Annotated in this window: 14 protein-coding genes; 4 read left to right on the top strand and 10 right to left on the bottom strand. The window is 72.4% G+C overall.

Annotated features, from left to right (window positions below; all coding sequences use genetic code 11):
- Positions 1 to 13: 13 nt before the first annotated feature.
- The gene (locus ACIBF7_RS04450; protein WP_397196420.1) at positions 14 to 1,204 is read left to right on the top strand and encodes a TerC family protein; all 1,191 of its coding nucleotides are present in this window, start codon (positions 14 to 16) and stop codon (positions 1,202 to 1,204) included.
- A gap of 4 nt (positions 1,205 to 1,208) precedes the next feature.
- Here the strand turns inward: ACIBF7_RS04450 and ACIBF7_RS04455 are convergent, their stop codons facing one another.
- The 7 genes from ACIBF7_RS04455 to ACIBF7_RS04485 form a co-directional block, all read right to left on the bottom strand.
- On the bottom strand, positions 1,209 to 2,363 hold the full coding sequence (locus ACIBF7_RS04455; RefSeq protein WP_397196421.1) for an MFS transporter: 1,155 nt from the start codon (positions 2,361 to 2,363) through the stop codon (positions 1,209 to 1,211).
- Positions 2,364 to 2,404: 41 nt separating this feature from the next.
- Positions 2,405 to 3,262, bottom strand: a complete 858-nt coding sequence (locus ACIBF7_RS04460) for a TolB family protein (protein ID WP_397196422.1) — start codon at positions 3,260 to 3,262, stop codon at positions 2,405 to 2,407.
- A gap of 77 nt (positions 3,263 to 3,339) precedes the next feature.
- Positions 3,340 to 5,286: a beta-galactosidase gene (locus ACIBF7_RS04465; protein ID WP_271278705.1), complete on the bottom strand. Its 1,947-nt coding sequence runs from the start codon at positions 5,284 to 5,286 to the stop codon at positions 3,340 to 3,342.
- A gap of 110 nt (positions 5,287 to 5,396) precedes the next feature.
- The gene (locus ACIBF7_RS04470; RefSeq protein WP_219551780.1) at positions 5,397 to 5,792 is read right to left on the bottom strand and encodes a nuclear transport factor 2 family protein; all 396 of its coding nucleotides are present in this window, start codon (positions 5,790 to 5,792) and stop codon (positions 5,397 to 5,399) included.
- Between the two features lie 61 nt (positions 5,793 to 5,853).
- Positions 5,854 to 6,798 (bottom strand): RNA polymerase subunit sigma-70, encoded by a 945-nt coding sequence (locus tag ACIBF7_RS04475; RefSeq protein WP_397196423.1) that lies wholly within the window; start codon positions 6,796 to 6,798, stop codon positions 5,854 to 5,856.
- A gap of 46 nt (positions 6,799 to 6,844) precedes the next feature.
- A complete protein-coding gene (locus ACIBF7_RS04480; RefSeq protein WP_397196424.1) occupies positions 6,845 to 7,672 on the bottom strand; it encodes a DUF72 domain-containing protein in 828 nt (275 codons plus the stop codon).
- A 42-nt stretch (positions 7,673 to 7,714) separates the two neighbouring features.
- Positions 7,715 to 8,713, bottom strand: a complete 999-nt coding sequence (locus ACIBF7_RS04485) for an NAD(P)-dependent alcohol dehydrogenase (protein WP_364234083.1) — start codon at positions 8,711 to 8,713, stop codon at positions 7,715 to 7,717.
- A gap of 128 nt (positions 8,714 to 8,841) precedes the next feature.
- On the opposite strand from ACIBF7_RS04485, the gene ACIBF7_RS04490 reads away from it, so the two are divergent.
- Positions 8,842 to 9,417: a hypothetical protein gene (locus tag ACIBF7_RS04490; protein ID WP_271278700.1), complete on the top strand. Its 576-nt coding sequence runs from the start codon at positions 8,842 to 8,844 to the stop codon at positions 9,415 to 9,417.
- Positions 9,418 to 9,425: 8 nt separating this feature from the next.
- On the opposite strand, the gene ACIBF7_RS04495 is transcribed toward ACIBF7_RS04490, so the two are convergent.
- Both ACIBF7_RS04495 and ACIBF7_RS04500 read right to left on the bottom strand, forming a co-directional pair.
- On the bottom strand, positions 9,426 to 9,803 hold the full coding sequence (locus ACIBF7_RS04495; RefSeq protein ID WP_148035843.1) for a GntR family transcriptional regulator: 378 nt from the start codon (positions 9,801 to 9,803) through the stop codon (positions 9,426 to 9,428).
- A complete protein-coding gene (locus tag ACIBF7_RS04500) occupies positions 9,800 to 10,609 on the bottom strand; it encodes a hypothetical protein (protein ID WP_364234078.1) in 810 nt (269 codons plus the stop codon). The genes ACIBF7_RS04495 and ACIBF7_RS04500 overlap by 4 nt, the downstream gene beginning before the upstream one ends.
- An 84-nt stretch (positions 10,610 to 10,693) precedes the next feature.
- Here ACIBF7_RS04500 and ACIBF7_RS04505 point away from each other — a divergent pair, with 84 nt between their 5' ends.
- Both ACIBF7_RS04505 and ACIBF7_RS04510 read left to right on the top strand, forming a co-directional pair.
- Positions 10,694 to 11,308 (top strand): Scr1 family TA system antitoxin-like transcriptional regulator, encoded by a 615-nt coding sequence (locus ACIBF7_RS04505; RefSeq protein WP_397196425.1) that lies wholly within the window; start codon positions 10,694 to 10,696, stop codon positions 11,306 to 11,308.
- 31 nt (positions 11,309 to 11,339) lie between these two features.
- Positions 11,340 to 12,170, top strand: coding sequence for a hypothetical protein (locus tag ACIBF7_RS04510; RefSeq protein WP_397196426.1), 831 nt, complete (start codon positions 11,340 to 11,342; stop codon positions 12,168 to 12,170).
- Positions 12,171 to 12,207: 37 nt separating this feature from the next.
- Here ACIBF7_RS04510 and ACIBF7_RS04515 read toward each other — a convergent pair whose 3' ends face one another.
- Entirely contained in the window at positions 12,208 to 18,468 is a 6,261-nt protein-coding gene (locus ACIBF7_RS04515) for an RHS repeat-associated core domain-containing protein (protein WP_397196427.1), read from the bottom strand.
- Between the last annotated feature and the right edge of the window lie 12 nt (positions 18,469 to 18,480).

The raw sequence follows: 18,480 nt of genomic DNA on the forward strand, positions 1-18,480 counted from the left end.
CTGGAGGGCCTACGTGGATGTGCCGGCGCTCATATGGTGGCTGACGGTCCTCGGGATCGCCGGCCTCCTGCTGTTCGACTACGTCTTCCACGTACGCAAGGCGCACATCCCCACGCTCAGGGAGGCCGCGGCCTGGTCGGCCGCCTACGTGGGCATCGCCGTCGTGTTCGGGCTCGGCGTGTGGGTCTTCGGCGGCGGCGACATGGGGGCCGAGTACTTCGCCGGTTACATCACGGAGAAGGCGCTCTCGGTCGACAACCTGTTCGTGTTCCTGATCATCATCGCGAGTTTCCGGGTGCCCAGGGCCGACCAGCAGAAGGTGCTGCTGTTCGGCATCACGTTCGCGCTGGTGGCGCGGACCGGGTTCATCTTCCTGGGCGCGACGCTGATCAACACGTTCGCCTGGGTGTTCTACATCTTCGGCCTGATCCTGCTCTTCACCGCCGGACACCTGGTCAGGCCGGAGAGCGAGGAGAGCCACAAGGGCGACAACTTCGTGGTCCGCCTGGCCAGGCGCTTCCTGCCGACCTCCGAGCACTACGACGGCGACAAGCTGACCACCGTCGAGAACGGCAGGCGCGTCCTCACGCCGATGCTCCTCGTCATGGTGGCCATCGCCGGCACCGACCTGCTGTTCGCGCTCGACTCCATCCCGGCCATCTTCGGCCTCACCCAGAACGTCTACCTGGTCTTCACCGCCACCGCGTTCTCCCTGCTGGGCCTGCGTCAGCTCTACTTCCTCATCGACGGCCTGCTCGACCGGCTCATCTACCTCTCGTACGGGCTCGCCGCGATCCTCGGGTTCATCGGCGTCAAGCTCTTCCTGCACGCCCTGCACGAGAACAGCGTGCCGTTCATCAACGACGGCGAGCCCGTCCCGGTGGTCGAGATCCCCACCGGCCTGTCCCTGATCGTGATCGTCACCCTCCTGACGATCACCGTCTTCGCCTCTCTGGCCAGCACCAAGGGCCGGGCGCAGAACATGTCCTCGGCCACCCGCCGCTACGCCACGAGGCTCCTGGACGAGGAGTGCTCCCCAGAGGAGTGCGCGCACTTCTACCGCAGGCTCCAGGACGAGGAGGAGGAGCTGCGCAGGCTGCCGGAGAAGTACCGGGCGAAGATCCGCGAGGACGAGCAGCTGATGAACATGCTGCGGCGGGTCCACGAGAAGTACGGGCCCGAGGAGGCCCGCCGGCCGAGGTGAGCGGTCAGCGCGTCCGGGCCATGAGCAGGCGCCAGATCGCCAGCTGGACCAGGGCCAGCGTGAGCGAGAACGGCATGAGCGTCCACACGCCGACGCCTTCGGCGACCGCCCCGGCCAGCCACGGGAACGCCGCGCCGCCGACGACCGACACGCCGTTCATGACGCCGATGGCGGTGGGCACCAGCCTGGCCTCCGTGAGGTTCGGCACCACCGCCATCGCGGTCGGGAACACCGGCCCGAGGAAGAACCCGAGCAGCGCCAGCCCCGCGCCCGCCACCAGACCGACCGGGGCCGCCCAGATCAGCGCCACCGACGCCGCGATCCCGGCCAGGCACGCGTACGCCATGGCCGCCGTGGTCCAGCCGAGCCGGGCGGCGACCGGGCTGATCAGGAACCGCCCGGCGGTCAGCCCCAGCCAGTAGCCGCTCACCATCGGCCCGGCCACCTCGGCGGCCTGGGCGTGCTCGTCCACCAGGAACGTGAACCCCCAGTTGCCCACGGCCGTCTCCAGCCCCACGTACACGGCGAGGAAGGCGCAGGCCAGCACCACCGCGGGCGAGCGCAGCGCCGTGCCGAGCAGCCCGCTGCGCGCCCCCTCTTCCTGCGACGCGGCCGCCTCCTTCGGGTACGTGAGCCCGAACGCCACCGTCAGCGGCGCGAACAGCCCGGCCAGGACCAGCCACACGGCGTTCCACGGCGCGAACGTCAGCATCCACGTCGCCAGCAGCGGCCCCACCAGCGCGCCGACGCCGAAGAACGCGTGCAGCCGGTTGAGCAGCGTGGTCGCCGACGGCAGCCCAGCTAGGTACGCGTTGAGCACCGCCTCCAGCAGCCCCGTCCCGTAACCGGCCACCACCTGCACCGCCACGAACACCAGGAACGACGGCCGCACCCCCAGCACCAGCGCCGACAGCACGAACGAGCCCGCGCCCGCGAGCAGCGCCAGCCGCGTCCCGTACCGCTGCACGAGCGCCCCGGACGTCGACCCGGCCAGCAGGTAACCGGCGGAGAAGGTGAAGAACGTGATGCCGATCGTCGCCATGTCGACGCCGTAGTCGGCGATCTGCGTGGGCAGCAGCACCCCCGCGACCCCGGCGCTCACCCCGACCAGGACGAAGGCGACGTACGAGAGGAGGACGGGACCGCGCACGACCGACACGTCCGCCGATGCTACTGGAAGAGATCATCCACCGGCAGGGGTCAGAGCACCTGGAGCAGCGACTGTTCCCTGGCCGCGGACGGCTCGGTCAGCCGCTCGGTGACGCGGCCCCGCCGGTCGAGCACGGCCCAGGTGTTGGCGGCCTGCCCGCGCACCCGCACCACCAGCCGGCCGTCCGCCAGGTAGAAGGCGCCGATCGCCCTCTTCACCGGGATCGGCACCCGGCGTCCGGTGACGGTGTCGACCACCGTCGGCGTGAACCACACCGGCCAGCCGCCGTCACCGCCCGGGTCGTCGGGGCCGAGCGTCCGCACCACCACGTAGCGGCCGCCCGGCGACAGGCTCTGCACATGGTTGGCCAGCTTCACGCCCTTGACCCTGACCGACTTCCCCGTCTTCACGTCGAGGCGGTAGACGCCGTCGGTGGTGCCGGCGTATCCGGCGAGGTAGCGGCCGTCGGGCGACCACGTCAGGTGGCACACGCCCCGCGTCTTCCCCAGCACCTTGGAGGTCCGCCCGTCGGTCACCCGCACCTTCGAGCCCGTCACGTACGCGACCCGCCGGGAGTCGGGCGACCAGGCGGGGGTCAGGCACGGCGTGCCGTCCTGCACCCGGCGTGCCACGGTCGTCACCTTGCCGCCGTCGCGCACCCGCAACGCGCCGCCCGCGACGTAGGCGACCTTCCGCCCGTCGGGCGAGGCCGCGAACTGCACGCTGTCCTTCAGCTCCGCCAGCGTCTTCAGGCCGGAGCCCGGGCGGTGGTGGGCGATCCGGTAGCCGTCGTCGTAGCGGGCGTAGACGGCGGCCCCGCTCACCGGCCCCGTCCGCTCCGCCGCCTGCGCCGGGGGTACGGCGGTGACCACGAGCGCCACGGCGCCCAGCACGCTCACGAACTTCACGACAGCCTCCCGTTGTCCGTCCACGTGTGTAGGACGCCCCGGATCCACCCGGGGTTCGCGCGTGATCCTCCCACGGGCTATCCGGCGGGCGTGAGCCGGATGATCCGCACCTCGCCCGCGGGGAGTTCGCCGGTGAACGGGTCGCCGGTGGCCAGGTCGGTGCCGGTGGCGTCGACCGTCGTGTCCGCGCCGGTGTGGTTGATGGCGAACAGGTAGGCCGGGCCGTCCGGGTGGGCCCGCCGCACCAGCTCGACGCCGGGAGCCGCCGGGGCGGTGACGCCCGCCTCGTCGCAGACCGTGCGGAGCACGGCCGCCAGGTCGTCGCCCGCGAGCAGGGTGGTCAGGTAGTGGGCCGTCCCGTCGCCCCAGGCGTTGCGGGTCCAGGCGGGCTCGCCGGTGGCGTACGTGTCGAGCACCTTGGCGGTGGTGGTGTGCGCGGTCTCGGTCCACACGGTCCCGGTGCCGCCGCCCGACAGCGTGACGCTCTCCCCCGGCTCCAGCGGGAAGAACTCCTCCACGGTCACCCCGAACAGGTCGCGCCAGGCGCCCGGATAGCCGCCGAGCCTGACGCGGTCGTGCTCGTCGACGATGCCGCTGTACGGGCCGGCCAGGGCGGTCCCGCCGGCGGCCACGAAGCGTTCGAGACCGGCGGCGCCGTGGTCGCTGACCAGGTAGAGCGAGGGCGCCAGGACCAGGCGGTAGCCGGACAGATCGGCTTCCGGGTGGACGACGTCGCAGGTGACGCCCTGCTTCCAGAGCTCGGCGTACCAGCTCTTGATCACCTCGACCGGCTTCAGCTCGGTGGTGGGCTGGGCCGGGTGGTCCTGCGCCCAGACGCTCGCGTGGTCGAGCAGGATCGCGACGTCGGCCTCGACCGTACTGCCTGCCACCTCGGCGGCGGCGCCGAGGAGCGTGCCGAGGGCGGTCACCTCGCGCCAGATCTTCGTGCCGGTGCCGGCGTGCGGGAGCATCGCCGAGTGCCACTTCTCGGCCCCCGCCCTGGACGCCCGCCACTGGAAGAACATGATCGCGTCCGCGCCCCTGGCCAGGTGCTGCACCGAGTTGCGGCGCAGCTCGCCGGGGCGCTTGGCGCGGTTGACCGGCTGCCAGTTGACCGCGCTGGTGGAGTGCTCCATCAGCAGCCACGGCCGGCCGCCGCCGAGCGAGCGGGCGTAGTCGGCGGCGAACGCCAGGTCGATGTGCGGGTCGGGGCCGATCAGGTAGTGGTCGGTGGAGACGATGTCCACCTCCTTGGCGAAGGACCAGTAGTCCATGTCCCAGTGCGCGCCCGCCATCATGTTCGTGGTGGCCGGCACGTCCGGCGACAGCCCGGCGAGCAGGTCGCGCTCGGCGCGGTAGAGGTCGAGCAGCGCGTCCGAGCTGAACCTGCGGAAGTCGAGCTGCTGCCCCGGGTTGGTGAACGACGGGGTGGCGCGCGGCGGCAGGATCTGCTCCCAGGCGCTGTAGCGCTGCGACCAGAAGGCGGTGCCCCAGGCGTCGTTGAGCGCGTCCAGCGTCCCGTGCCTGCCGCGCAGCCAGGCGCGGAAGGCGTCGGCGGAGGCGTCGCAGTAGCAGCGGGCGTTGTGGCAGCCGTACTCGTTGTGCACGTGCCACAACCTGAGCGCCGGGTGCCCGCGGTAGCGCTCGCCGAGCCGCTCCACCACGCGCAGGGCCTTGTCGCGGTAGATCGGCGAGCTGGGGCAGAAGCCCTGGCGGCTGCCGTGGTGGAGCCGCCGGCCGTCGGCGTCCACCGGGAGCGCCTCGGGGTAGGCGTGGCCGAACCAGGGCGGCGGCGAGGCGGTCGGCGTGGCGAGAAGGGCGCCGATGCCGTTGTCCGCCAGCAGGCCCAGGACCCGGTCCAGCCAGCCGAACTCGAACCTGCCCTCGACCGGCTCCAGCAGCGCCCAGGAGAAGATGCCGACGCTGACCTGGTTGACGCCGGCCTCGCGCATCAGGGCGACGTCCTGGGCCCAGATCTCCTCGGGCCACTGCTCCGGATTCCAGTCGCCGCCATAGCCGATCAAGGCTCCTCCTCCTGTCGGTGCTTCAGAGGAGGATTAAAACGTTCTTCCTTCTACCGCACAAGCCCAGGGGGAAGCCCTCGCTTACGCTCAGGGTTGATGCTTGATTCGATTCAAGCCCCGGCGCCCACCGGGAACGAGTGGTGCTCGTGCGCCACCACCCACCGCCCACCCTCCCTGCGCAGCCCGAACGTGAGCCGGAGCAGGACCTTCGGGTCGTCGTCCGGCATCCCGCAGCGCAGCAGCGCGTACGCGTACGCGACGTCCTCGCCTGCGGTCACCTCCAGCGAGACGATGTCGTACGTGGCCCCCGCCGCCTGCCAGGTGAAGAACTCCGGCCAGGTGCGCCGGTAGGCCTCGATGCCGCGCACCCCTTCGTAGGGCGGCGGCACGTCGAACATGACGATGTCGTCGGCGTGGTCGGCGACCACCCCGTCCAGGTCGCCGGCGTGCGCGGCGCGCGCCCACCGCTCGACGAGTTCCCTGATCCGCTGGTCATCGGTACGCATGAGCTCCGGCCTTTCCTTGGATGGTCTCCCTCACCCGTACAACCCGGCCGGATCGGGAAACTCATCGCAGCTCGGCCGGCAACCCGAACGCCGTCAGGTCGGCCTCCAGGAACGACACCACCTCGGCCACCCGTCCGTCCCGCACGGCCAGCACGTCCAGCCCGCCGGGGACGTACGCGGTCCCGTCCCAGCGGTACGTGCCGAACGCGAGCTGACCGTTGGCCCGCGCCGGCACGAACCGCCAGCGCTCCCGCCGCGCCGCCTCCATGAGGAAGCCGCGGACGGCGTCGTGGCCCGCGTACCACTCGACCCGCGGCGGCATCGAGTATCTGATGTCCTCGGTCAGCATCGCCACGATCGCCTCGACGTCGCCCGCCTCCCACGCCGCCGCGTACCGCCTGGCCAGCTCCCGCTGCCCGCCGGCGCCCAGCTCGCGCCGCTGCGTCGTACCGGGCAGCAGGCCGGCCACGGCCTTGCGGGCGCGTTGCAGCGCGCTGTTGGCGGCCGGGACCGTCGTGTCCAGCAGGCCCGCCGTCTCGGCGGCGGTGTAGCCGAGCACGTCGCGCAGCAGCAGGGCGGCCCGCTGCACCGGGGGCAGGTGCTGCAGCGCGGCCACGAACGCCAGCTCCACGCTCTCCAGCTCCACGGCCCGCGCCTCCGGGCCCATCAGCCGGTCCGGGTACGGCTCCAGCCACGCCACCTCGGTCGCCCCGGGCCGCAGGTCCGCGGGCAGCTCCCGGCGGCCTCTCCGCTCGGCCAGGGTCAACGCCCGGTTCGTCGCGATCCGGTAGAGCCACGGGCGGAGCGAGCCGTCCCGGTCCTCGAACCGGCCGATGCTCCGCCATGCCCGGTCGAGCGTCTCCTGCACGGCGTCCTCCGCGTCGTGCACCGAGCCGAGCATCCGGTAGCAGTGGGCGCGCAGCTCGTCCTGAAACGGGCCGACGAGGCTGCCGAACGCCCTCTCGTCGCCGCCGCGCGCCGCCTCCAGCAGCTCGCCGTACTCCATGCGACCGGCCTGCCCTTCCGTCCGTACGGTGACACGTCCACGGCCGTCAGAACAGCGTCGGCGGCTCGGCCGGGACAGGCTCGGGCAGCAGCTCCACCTGCGGCAGCCGGGCGCGCACGGCGTCGTGGAAGCGGCGGGCGAGCGTCAGGGCCTCGGCGTTGTCGGGGGTGTGCACGAACACCGTCGGCGAGCGGCCCTCACGCAGCCACTCCGTCACCACGCCCACCCAGTGGCCCCACCCCTCCACCGTACGGTCGACGTCGTCGCGGCCCAGGTAGCGCACGATCGGCCGGTCCGTGAGCGCGGCCGACCGGCGTGGCACCCGCGGCTTCTTCACCCAGGCGTCGCGCTCGGCGTCGGTGGCCGGCGGGGTCTCGAAGAGCGTCACCGTGTCGAACGGCACCCACTCGGCGCCGGCCCGGCCCAGCACGCCTTCCAGCGACCGGACGGCCCGCGCGTCCTCGAAGAACGCCTTGTGCCGCACCTCGACCGCGTAGCGGTAGGACTGCGGCAGCCGGTGCAGGAACGCCGCCAGCGTCCCGAGGTCACCGGGACCGAAGGATCCGGGCAGCTGGATCCACAGGGCGTGCGTCCTCGGGCCCAGCGGCTCGATCGCGTCCAGGAACTCGCGCAGCGGCTCGTCGGCCCCCGAGAGCCGGCGCTCGTGCGTGATCGTCTTGGGCAGCTTCACCACGAACCGGAAGCCGGGCGCCGTCTGGGCCGCCCACGTCTCCACGGTGCTCCTGGCCGGTGTCGCGTAGAACGTCGTGTTGCCCTCGACGGCGTTGCACCAGGTGGCGTAGGCCCGCAGCCGTTCCGCCGGCGGGAGCGGATGCGGCAGGAACCGGCCCTGCCACGGCCCGTGCGTCCACATCGCACAACCCACATGAAGCCGCATTCGCCCCACGTTACCGGGCTAGGGGACGACGACGATCCGGCCCCGGGCCGTGCCCCCGGTCAGGTAGCGGAGGGCGGCGGGGGCCTCCTCCAGGGGGAACGCGCGGTCGACGACCGGGGTGAGCCCGCCCGTCTCCAGCAGCTCCGTGAGCACGGCCATCGACTCCTTCCTGGGCGGCGGGGACCCGGTCGGTTTCGGCAGCTGCCGGTGGAACATGGACTGGGCCATCAGCTTGATCATGCGCGGCAGGCTGCCGAGCACCTGATGGCCCCCGGCGCCGTAGTGGTCGTGACCGATGAGAACGTACGTGCCTTCCGGCTTGAGCACGCGGCGGCATTCCGCGAACGGGTGATTGCCCGGGATGTCGAAGACGAGGTCGTAGCGCTCGCCGCGCCGGGTGAAGTCCTCCTTGGTGTAGTCGATCACGTGGTCGGCGCCGAGCGAGGTCGCCAGGTCGAGCTTGGAGGTGTGCTCGACGCCCGTCACCGTCGCGCCGCGGGCCTTGGCGATCTGCACCGCGAGCCCGCCCACGCCGCCGGCGGCGCCGTTGACCAGCACCTCGCCCAGCGGGCCCGGCGGGAAGTTCATCAGGGTGATGAGCCCGGCGGTGGGCACGGTCGCGGCCTGCTCGAAGCTCACGTCGCCGGGCTTGGGCGCCAGGTTGTCCTCCCGTACGGCGACGTACTCGGCGAAGGTGCCGCCGTTCTTCCACTGCATGCCGTGCAGGGTCTCGCCGAACACCTCGTCGCCCGGCCGGAACCGCGTCACGCCCGCGCCCACCGCCTCGACCACCCCGGCCATGTCCGTGCCGGGAACGCGGACCTTCGGCCGGCGCAGCCCGGACCCCATGACGCGGAGGACGTACGGCCGGCCGGTCACGACATGCCACACGTCGGGGTGCACGGAGGCGGCGCGCACCCGGACGAGCACCTCGTCGTCCTTCACCGCCGGCATGTCGATGTCACGTAATTTCAGGACATCGAATGAGCCATACGCTTCCTGCACGATCGCTCTCATGCCGCCATTCTGCGTCGGCGGCGAACCCGGCGCTGGATCATGTCCGAACTGACGACATTCCCAAGTATTCGGACATGTAGGGCCGTGGGCCCGGAGGAGCGGCGGGCCTGGCGGTGATAGTCGGCGATATGCACGTCGCAAGCGAGACACCCGTATCCCCCGCCGCCCGATTGCTCAGGTCGCTGCCGCACCGGTGGCCGACGCTGGCCGGGCTCGCCTTCGCCGCATTCTCCGGGCTGAACATGGGAGACGCGCGGGACGAGGGGATGGTGGTGTTCCTCGCCGCGCTCGTCTACCTGGCCACCGCCGTCATCGGGAAGCCGGGCGTGGTGTGGACGCTGTTCTGCATGTCCGTGGTGGGGGTGACGGCGCTGCGGCTGTTCGACCTGGACGTGTGGCCGGCGCTGGTCGCGAGCGCCGTCACCCTGGCCGCGCTCGGCCTGGTCAACGGCATGCTGGGCGAGCCAGGGCTCAGGGCCGGCCAGCTCCCCGCGATGCTGGTGTTCGGCGGCGCCGCCCTGGTCGGGCTCTCCCTGCCGCCCGTCCTGGGCGGCTGCCTCGTCGCCGCGGCCCTGATCGGGCACGTCGTGCTGGACGTGATCGTCTGGCGGGCGGACAAGGTCGTGACCCGTTCGCTCGCCGAGTTCTGCGCCGTCCTCGACCTCACCCTCGGCGTGACCATCCTGCTCGTCGTCCTGACCTGACCGGACGCTCAGGGGGAGGCCCGCGCCGGTGAGGTGGGGCGCAGGGCGGCCTCGACGATGCGGAGCGCCTCGTGCGGGTCGATGCCGACGCTGGCGACCACGGCCGCGTAGTCGGCGGCGGCGCGGCGGGCGCGTTCGCGGCCCTCCTCGCCGGCGGCCGACACGAACGACCCGGCCCGGCCCCGGGTCTCGATCAGCCCCGCCTCCTCCAGCTCCCGGTACGCCCTGCCCACCGTGTTGACGGCCAGCCCCAGGTTGGCCGCGAGCTGGCGGATCGTCGGCAGCCGGGAGCCGACGGGCAGCGTGCCGTCGTGGATCTGGCCGGCGAGCTGGGCGCGCAGTTGCTCGTACGGAGGGACGGGTGAGGCCGCGTCGATGACGATCATGAAAGGCTCATCACGCGCCGCGCCGTCGTCACGCTCGACGGCGTCCGCATGGTGATCACGATGAGCGCGATCATCCCGATGATCACGAGGGCGATCGACGCGACCTTCCACCAGAGGGGCGCGGCGCCGAAGATCAGCACCACCGGCAGCGACCACGGCACGGTCGGCATGCCGGCCTCGCGCGCGTCCTCGATCCGCATGATGACGTCGGCGGTCAGCGAGGCCTCGTCCTCGGCGACGATCGGACGCGCCAGCAGGTCGCGCAGTTGCAGGACGATCCCGGCGCCGGCCCCGGCGACGCCGACCAGCACGACCAGGGCCGCGTACCGCGCGTCGGCGTCCTGGACGGTCAGCGCGCTCACCACGAGCGCCGTCGCGCCGGCGAAGGTGGCGACGATGAACACGGCGCGCGGCCGGCCGAGCAGGGCCTGCCAGCCGGGCTGGGCCAGGTGGGCCGTCCGGCGCGGCAGGGCCTCGCCGGCCCGCCGGTCGACCCTGCGCACCCACCGGTCGAGCAGCGCCTGCGCCAGCAGCATCCCGACCACCAGCACGATCAGGATCAGCACCGGCACCATGGCGTGCAGCCCGGATTCGCCGGAGACGTAGGCGAGGGCGGCCCCGATGAACAGGCCGGCCGGCAGGATCGCGTTGGCGAGCCGCGCCCGCCGGCGCACGGCGAGCCGCACGGCCAGCAGCGGCGTCGGCCGGACGTCGGGCAGGCCGTGGCCGGTCAGCCAGATCTCCGCCATCTTCAGGTCCTCCGGCCGCACCGCCGGGCCGTGACCGGATAACGCGTCGCTCGACATGACCCCTCCAGTTTGTCGCAAGCATTGTCTTAATATGATGCGTCAAAGGTTGCGACAAATCAAGCGCGTGGTAGAACCCTCGGTGTGGAGGATCGACTACGGACACCCGGTGAGCTGCCCCGGCGCGAGGCGGCCGAGGCGGCGCGGGTGCGGTCCGCGCGGTGGATGGCGGTGTTCTCCCCCGCGGTGATCCCGCCACTGCTGCAGACGGCGGACTACGCGCGACTGGCCATCGGCCCGGACCCGGACGACACGGACGACGCGGCCGACGCGGCCGAGGCGGTGGCCGCCCGGGTCGACGCGCAGGCGGTGCTCTTCGAAGAGGGCCGGCGGTTCGCGTTCGTGCTCACGGAGGGCGCGGTGCGCACCCGGCCGGGGTCGCCGTCCCTGATGCCGGCGCAGCTCGACCGGCTGATGGAGGTCTCGGCGCTGCCGCACGTCCGGCTCGGCGTCGTCCCCTGGAAGGCGGAGGCGCCGGCCTTCCCGCTCCACGGGTTCACCATCTACGACGGCACGGTGAGCGTGGTCGAGACCCTGACCGGTGATCTCACCCTGACCGGGGCGTCCGAGATCGCCGCCCACGAGGAGGCCTTCGAGGCGTTCGCCGCCGCCGCGGTGTACGGCGACGAGCTGCGCGACCTGCTGGCCGACATCGCGACGGACTACCGCACGCTGATCGACCGACTCAAGGCCCGTTGAACCACCGCGCGCCCGGACCCGTCTCAGAGGCATGAGAGGTGCCCTGCTCGTCGCCGTGCTGGTGACCGTCGTTTCCTGCGGGACGGCCCCGGCCGCGACCGTCACGCGATACCAGGCCGAAGGCACCGTGCTGTCCGACGACGAGCACGGACCCCAGCTCTGCGACCTGGTCATGGAGTCCCTTCCGCCCCAGTGCGGCGGGATCGACCTGGCCGGGTGGGACTGGGAGGCGGTCGAGCACTCGGCCCAAGGGGGCGTGCGGTGGGGCGAGTACCACGTGGTCGGCACCTGGGACGGCGCGAAACTGACGCTCACCGAGCCGCCGCGCCCCGCCGGGCAGCGCGACGCTCCGGGCGGCGGGCCGGACTTCACCTCGCCGTGCCCGCGACCCGAGGGCGGCTGGCGCCCGGCCGACCCGGCGAAGGCCACCCAGGAGGCGATGGAGGCCGCGCTCGCCAGAGCCCAGGAGCTTCCCGGCTACGCGGGCAGCTGGCTGGACCAGAGCTACCTGGAGGAGATGGAAGGCGACCCTGGGTCGGTCGAGCGCCACGGCAACGACCCGAAGCGGCTCGTCCTGAACGTCCGCTTCACCGGCGACCCCGCCGCTCACGAGGCCGCGATCCGCGAGCTCTGGGGAGGCGCGCTGTGCCTGAGCCCGGCCGAGCACACCGAGGCCGAGCTCCAGGCCGTGCGGGAGCGGGTGGAGAAGGAGGTGGAGGGCCTGCGATCGGCCTCTGTCGACATCCTCGCGGGACGGGTCGAGGTAGGGGTCTGGGTAGTCACTCCGGAGCTGGAGCGAGAGGTCGCCGAGCGGTACGGGGAAGGGCTGGTCCACCTCTCGGGCATGCTCCGACCGGTGTGATCGGCCCCGGGAGGTCCCGGGGCCGATCAGCGGGTGGTCAGTCCTTGGCCACCGGTCTGAGGATCTTCCAGAGGAACCAGGCGACCGCCTTGCCCTTGCCGACGCCCGGGGTGTCCGACTCGAAGGGCTTGCTCGCGGGGCCGTGCCCGGTGCCCTGCCAGGGCATGAGCTCCGACTCGCTGCGCGCGGTGCGGGTGTGGGCGCCCAGCTCCTCCGGACTGTAGCGGCGTGCTCCCATCTGCTCGTCGATGGAGCGTTTCTGCTCCTCGGAGAGCCCTCTTCGGGGCTGGGACTGGTTACTGGACGGATTTCGCTGGGCCTTGGGCGGGTTCGCGCGTTGTTGCGCCCGGCGGGTGGTGGGCCGGTGGTTGGGTCTGGCCCTGGCCGGTTTCGGACGCTGGGCGACGGCGCGTTTGACCTTCGCCGCGGTTCTGGCGCGTGCCCTGGACGCGGCCGCCCGTGCGCGTGACGCCGCGGCGCGGGCGCGGGCCCGTGCGGCCGCCGCGCGGGCTCTCGCCGCGGCCGCTCTGCGCTTGACCGCCTCGGCGGCGGCCTTGCGCATCTTGGCGATGGCCTTCTTCCTGGCCTCGGCGGCGGCCTTCTTCTTGGCCTGGGCGATGGCCTTCTTCCTGGCCGCCTCGATCGCCTTGCGCCGGGCCTCGGCGGCGGCGCGGCGGCGGGCGGCGGCGAGCGCGGCGCGCCGGGCGGCGGCAGCGGCTGCCCTGCGGGCCGCGGCGATCGCCGCCCGCCTGGCCGCGGCCTGGAGGGCGATCCGCAGCGCGATGCCGGCGGCGAACCAGAACAGCTGCCCGTCGGGGTCGGTCGCGGAGACGGGGCTGTTGCCGGCGTAGGCGTAGCCGTGCAGTTGCTGCGGATCCTGCTCGTCGATGACCGGGTCCACGGACAGGAACCGGCCGATCACCGGGTCGTACTCGCGGGCGCCCAGGTGCACGAGCTTGGTCGTCGGGTCCACGGTCCCGCCGACGAACCCCCGTTCGCCCGGCCACCAGGTGGGCGGGGTGCCCCGGTCGGCGCCGAAGGGGGTCTGGCGGCGGATCGCCACCGCGCCGCTGTCGGCGTCGACGGCGGCGTTGGCGGTGCCGTGGTGGTCGCTGGCGAAGAAGTGGACCTTCCCCGCCGAGTTGCGTACCGCCACCGCCTCGCCGTTGACCGTGTAGTAGCGGGTGCCCTCCACGGTCTGCTTGGCCTGGTCGAGCCGCAGCTCCAGGTCGTCCACGTACAGGACGGTGTCGGTGGGGGTGCGGCGGATCAGCCGGTCGCCGTCGGCGTCGTAGACGAACGAGGTGGTCTTGCCGGCCTCGGTGACCGATTCGAGGTTGCCCTCGGCGTCCCAGGTGAGCTGCTGGGAGGAACTGCCGGTCCGGCGCACGATCGTGTTGCCCGCGGCGTCGTACTCGTAGGAGGACGACTGCTCACCGGCCGGGCCGGTGGGCGTGACGGACGCGAGCGCGTGCGGCCGGGGCTGCCCGGCGGCCGGGTAGGCGTAGTCGCGGACGACCTGGGACCGGCCGCCGAAGGCGTGGTGGGTCTCCTTCGTCCGGTTGCCGGTGGAGTCGTAGGCGTAGCTGGTGGCGTACGGCGCGACGCCGCCGATCAGGGTGGAGCGCGGCTCAGGGACGGCGCAGGCGTCGGTGGCCGTCCACGCGGCGCTGAGCCGGCGCCGGTGGTCGTAGGTGAAGCACTGGGTGTCGGCGGACGCCCGGTCGGCGATGCGGGTGACGTTGCCCGTCGCGTCGTAGGTGTAGTTCAGGTCCAGGTCGGAGGCGGTTCCGATGTCCCTGTCGAGCTGGGAGCGGATGAGCCTGCGGGTGCCCTCCTCGTGGGTGTAGGTGAGCCACGTCTTGCGCGCGCCGGTGCTGAGCTCGTACTGGAGCGTCTCGCCGAGCTTGCCGTAGCGGGCGTCGGTGACGTACGTGGACAGGCCCTCGACCTTGGTGGGCTGGCGCAGCGCGTCGTACCCGTAGGTGACGGTCTCCGCCGGGAGGCCGCCGGCCTCCGGGAACGTGATGGACTGCACCTGGTCGTCGGCGGTGTAGCGGGTGTTGAAGAGGTACGTGCCGGCCAGCGGGCCTTCGCGTGCCGGGATGGTGACGCTCTGGCGGAGGGTGCGGTACTCCCGGTCGATGGCCTCGATCTTGGCGGAGTAGGCCTGCCCTCCGGCGTACCTGACCGTCTCGGCCAGGTGGCCCTTGGCCAGCACGTCGTAGCGCCACTCGGCCAGCAGCGGCCCGGTGGCCGAGCCCTCACGGGTCGAGGTCCTGCGCCCGAGCAGGTCGTAGGCGTGCACGAGGGTGCGGCCGCGGGCGTCGGTGCTGGACACCTCCTCGTCGAGGTCGTTGAAGACGCGGGTGGTGACGCCCTTGTCCGGGTCCTCGGTCTTGATCTCGCGGTCCCGCAGGTCGTAGTGGTGCCGCCACACGTTGCCCGCGGAGTCGGTCACGGTGGCGAGCCGGCCCGCCTTGTCGTAGGTGTACTTGGTGGCCTCGTACTCGCCGGTCGGGGTCGAGCCCTTGTACTGGCGCAGCTCCACGCCCCGGCCCTCGGCGTCGGCGATGAGGGTGGCGGCGCTCTCGCCGGGCGGCGGGGTGACGTGCGCCCGGTCGGCGGCGCGCCGGACGGTGGACTTCCACTTCTCCTGGCCCTTGACGCGGAAGCTCTGCGAGACCATCTCGCCGGCCCCGTCGAAGGCGGTGACGACCTGGCCGGCGACGTCGTCGTCCGACACCGCGAACACGTTCGTCTCCGGGTCGCCGGTGGCGTAGTAGCCCTCGTTGGTCTTGGCCACCTCGCCGATGGAGTTGTGGAAGGTGTCGGTGATGACCCGCCCGCCGCCGGGCGCGGGCTCCTGGGTCTGGCGCGGGCGCATCAGCCCGTCGTAGAGCTCGTGGCTGGCGATGTACGTGCCGTCGGTCGCGAGCGTCCTGGTGGTGACGACGTTCGGGCCGTCGGTGCGGATCAGGTAGGAGTACTCGGTGTTGGGCGACTGGCCCGCCGCCTTGTTCCTGTCGTTCTGCCACACCTTGACCAGGCGGCCGAGCGGGTCGTGCTGCAGGTCGGCGCGGCGGCCGTTCTCGTCCTCCTCCGCGACCGGCTCGCCCCAGGCGGGCTCGACGTAGGTGACGTCCGAGTGGCCGAGCGGGTTGGCGGAGCGCACCTCGGTCGCCTGCGCGCCGGTCGCGGGCACGTACGTGGTCGTGGTGGAGCCGCCGGCCGCGTCGGTCTCCGACGTCTCGCGGCCGTAGGCGTCGTACGTGCGCGCCACGTCCAGCACGTACCGCGGCGTGCTCCCCTCGTACGAGGCCAGCTCCTCCTCGCGGGTCACGTCGCCGCGCAGCGGCGGCTGCCCGAACGCGCGCCCGTCGAAGTGGAACCGCTCGTCCGACAGCACGTCGGCGGGCCGCTGCGGCGTCGCCGAGCACGGCTTGGCGACGGTCTCGACGCGACTGGTGAAGTCGAGCATCCACGCGGCCGGGTCGCGGGCGTGGGTGTAGCGGGTGCAGACGTCGTCAGCGGGGTCGGTGACGTCGCCGAGGTCGCTCACCTGGGTGAGGATGCCGTGCTCGTCGTACGTCCGCTCCTCGGCGGTGCGCTGCCAGGTGCCGTCCTCCTTCAGGTCGCGGGCGGTCATCTTCGCGGACTGCACGATGTGGGCCGTCTTGGTCACGCCCTCGAACGTGAACTCGGCCGTCTTGCGCCACCAGTGCTCCTCGGCGGTGGCCGACAGGACCTTCCCGTCGTCGCCGTCGTGCACGATCGTCTCCAGGTCGGCCCCGGAGAGCTGGTCGTGGTCCTCGCGCGCCTTGCCCTCGCTGTCGGTGACCCTGACGTCCTTGCGGCTCCCGTCGGCGAGCCGGTCGTCGTCCATGCCGCGGTAGTAGCGGTGCTCGGTCATCGTGCGCGGCCCGTCCTGGCCGTCGCCCTGACGCACCCGTACGCGGGAGAAACCGCGCCAGTCGGACCAGGTGCGCTCCTTGGGCTTGATCAGGATGTGCTCGGCGTACCGCCAGGCCGCCCCGTCGAGATACTCGTAGTCGGTGACCAGCCAGGGGGAGCGGGCGGTCCGGTCGATCTCCACGGTCTGCGCGACCACGTGCTTGTGGAACCAGTCGAGCACCTCCATCTCGTCCTGCGGCGTCCACCGTTGCGGGTAGCAGCGCTTGGTGTTGCGGTCGGCGGCGGGCAGGTTGCCCGGCGCGCACTCCTCGGGCGCGTAGTTCACCCGGGTCTCGGCTCCGGCCTCGGAGTGGATCGCCTGGATGCGCCACTTGTACAGCGGGGCGCGTCCCTCGTCGGCGTCGACCCGGTTGCGGAGCTGCACCCCGGCGAAGGTCACCTTGGGCAGCGTGACGGTGCCGCCGACGTGGCCGGCGTGCTGGATCGAGGCCAGCCACAGCGCCGGGCTCAGGCCGTCGCCGGTGGCGGGGAAGGAGTGGGTGAGCGTCCAGGAGTCCACGTCCCGGTACGCGCTGCCGGAGCGGACCTGCGTCGTCACCTTCGCCAGCCGCTTGCGGGTCCAGAACGTGGGCGAGGTGCGGTCCTTGCAGCTCTCGCCGGCGTCGCAGTTGCGGTCGAACGGCACGTCGGGCCAGTGGCTCGCGGTGTCCTTGGTGAGCTGGGCCGGCTCGCAGGTGATCGAGCCGCTCGGCAGGCACCGCTCGGCCACGGTGAACACCGCCCGCGCCGCCGGGGCCCCGGAGAACAGCTCGGCCGAGCGGTAGCCGTAGTCGATGCGGGTCAGGTAGCCGCCGCGGACGTACGGGGTGCCCAGGTCGGGCTTCTCGTTGCGGCCGTAGTGGTTGCGCTCGGTCTCGTACCAGTACGTGAGCGCGTTGCCGTGCCGGTCGGCCGAGTAGTCCAGGTTCCACCGCCAGGCCTGCTGGCACCAGGCGTTCGCGGGGGTGGAGTTGTAGCAGGGCTCGCCGGACTCGTTGCCGAACACCGGCACCGTCCAGGCCGACTTCGTCTCGGGCTTGCCGGTGGTCCAGCCGGGCAGCCGGTTGAGGCCGAAGTGGTACTGGGTGCCGTCGGTGGTGGTGAGCCGCCAGTACTCGCCGTCGTTGTCGCCGTTCGTCGCCCCGGTGAGCAGTTCGATCCGGGTGCCGTCGTCGCGCTTGGGCCGCCACTGCTTGGTCGTGGCGTCCTTGACCAGCTCCACGGCCGAGCCGTTGAGCATCAGCGTGGCGTTCTCGTGGTCCCAGCACAGGTCGCCGGTCTTCTTGCCGTCGGCGGTGCAGGACTTGTAGCGGCGCTCGATGTAGCCGCCGGAGGTCAGGTCGAAGCCCTCGCCCGCCCAGGACACCTGGTTGTTGGTGGAGGAGGTGCGGCCGTCGACGCTCTGCGAGGAGTAGCCGAGGCTGATCACGGGCTCCTCGCCGCCGATGGACGGCGGCACCCGCATCGGGTGGTTCCAGCTGAAGTCGCCCGACTGGGGGCCGACGCTCCACTTCGCCGACGGGGCCAGCGACGTGGCCGAGTAGTCGCCCGAGGCGCCCGAGGCGGTGGCGGTCAGCGCGTACAGCTGGGCGCCCTCGACGTTCACCTCGGCCGTCAGCACGCCCGCCTTGACGTCGTTCTCGGCGGGCACCGGCTCCGGCTCGGGGCAGGCGGCGCCCGCGCAGTCCGGCAGCTTGACCAGCTTCAGCCGGTCGGCGTAGTCGCCGCCGAACGCGTGCCGGAAGCCCGAATAGTCCAGCTCGATCCGGGCCGGGCCGCCGCGCGTGGCGCCCTGTCCCCGGGACAGGCGCAGCGGCACTCCCTGGACGCCGGGGGTCTTGGCCCGGTCGAGCACCTCGACCTTGACCCGCTCGGGCGGCGCCTGGGCGCGCCCGCTCGCCGGGGCCTCTACCCGCACCGGCAGCGAACCGGCCTTCACCCAGGCCTTCTCACCCGCGCCCTGCTCGGCCTTGCCCTGCTCGGCCTTGCCCTGCTCCGGCCGGCTCGCGGCGGGCGCGAGCTCGGCGGTGCCCGGCTTCGGCCAGGCCACGGACGGGGCCGCCTTGAGCGCCTTCTCGGCCGTGACGTCCTCGGCCTTGGGGAGCACGGCGACCGGCCGGCCGGGCACCGGCTCCTCCTTCTGGACCTCCGGCCGTTCCCTGCGTTCGGCCTCGGCCGGCATGGCGTACACCAGCGGCACGACGACCACGATCGCCATGGCCGCGCAGGACCGGGCGAACCAGCGGAACTTACGCGGGAACCATTCGAAGATCAGGAAGGTCGAGCGCTCGTAGTCGGGGATCTCCTCGTGGTCGTACATCCTCACCGTCCAGGGGTCGGGCATGGGGGGTGCCGG

The organism is Nonomuraea sp. NPDC050478 (assembly GCF_044458265.1).
GTDB classification, from domain to species: Bacteria; Actinomycetota; Actinomycetes; order Streptosporangiales; family Streptosporangiaceae; genus Nonomuraea; species Nonomuraea ferruginea.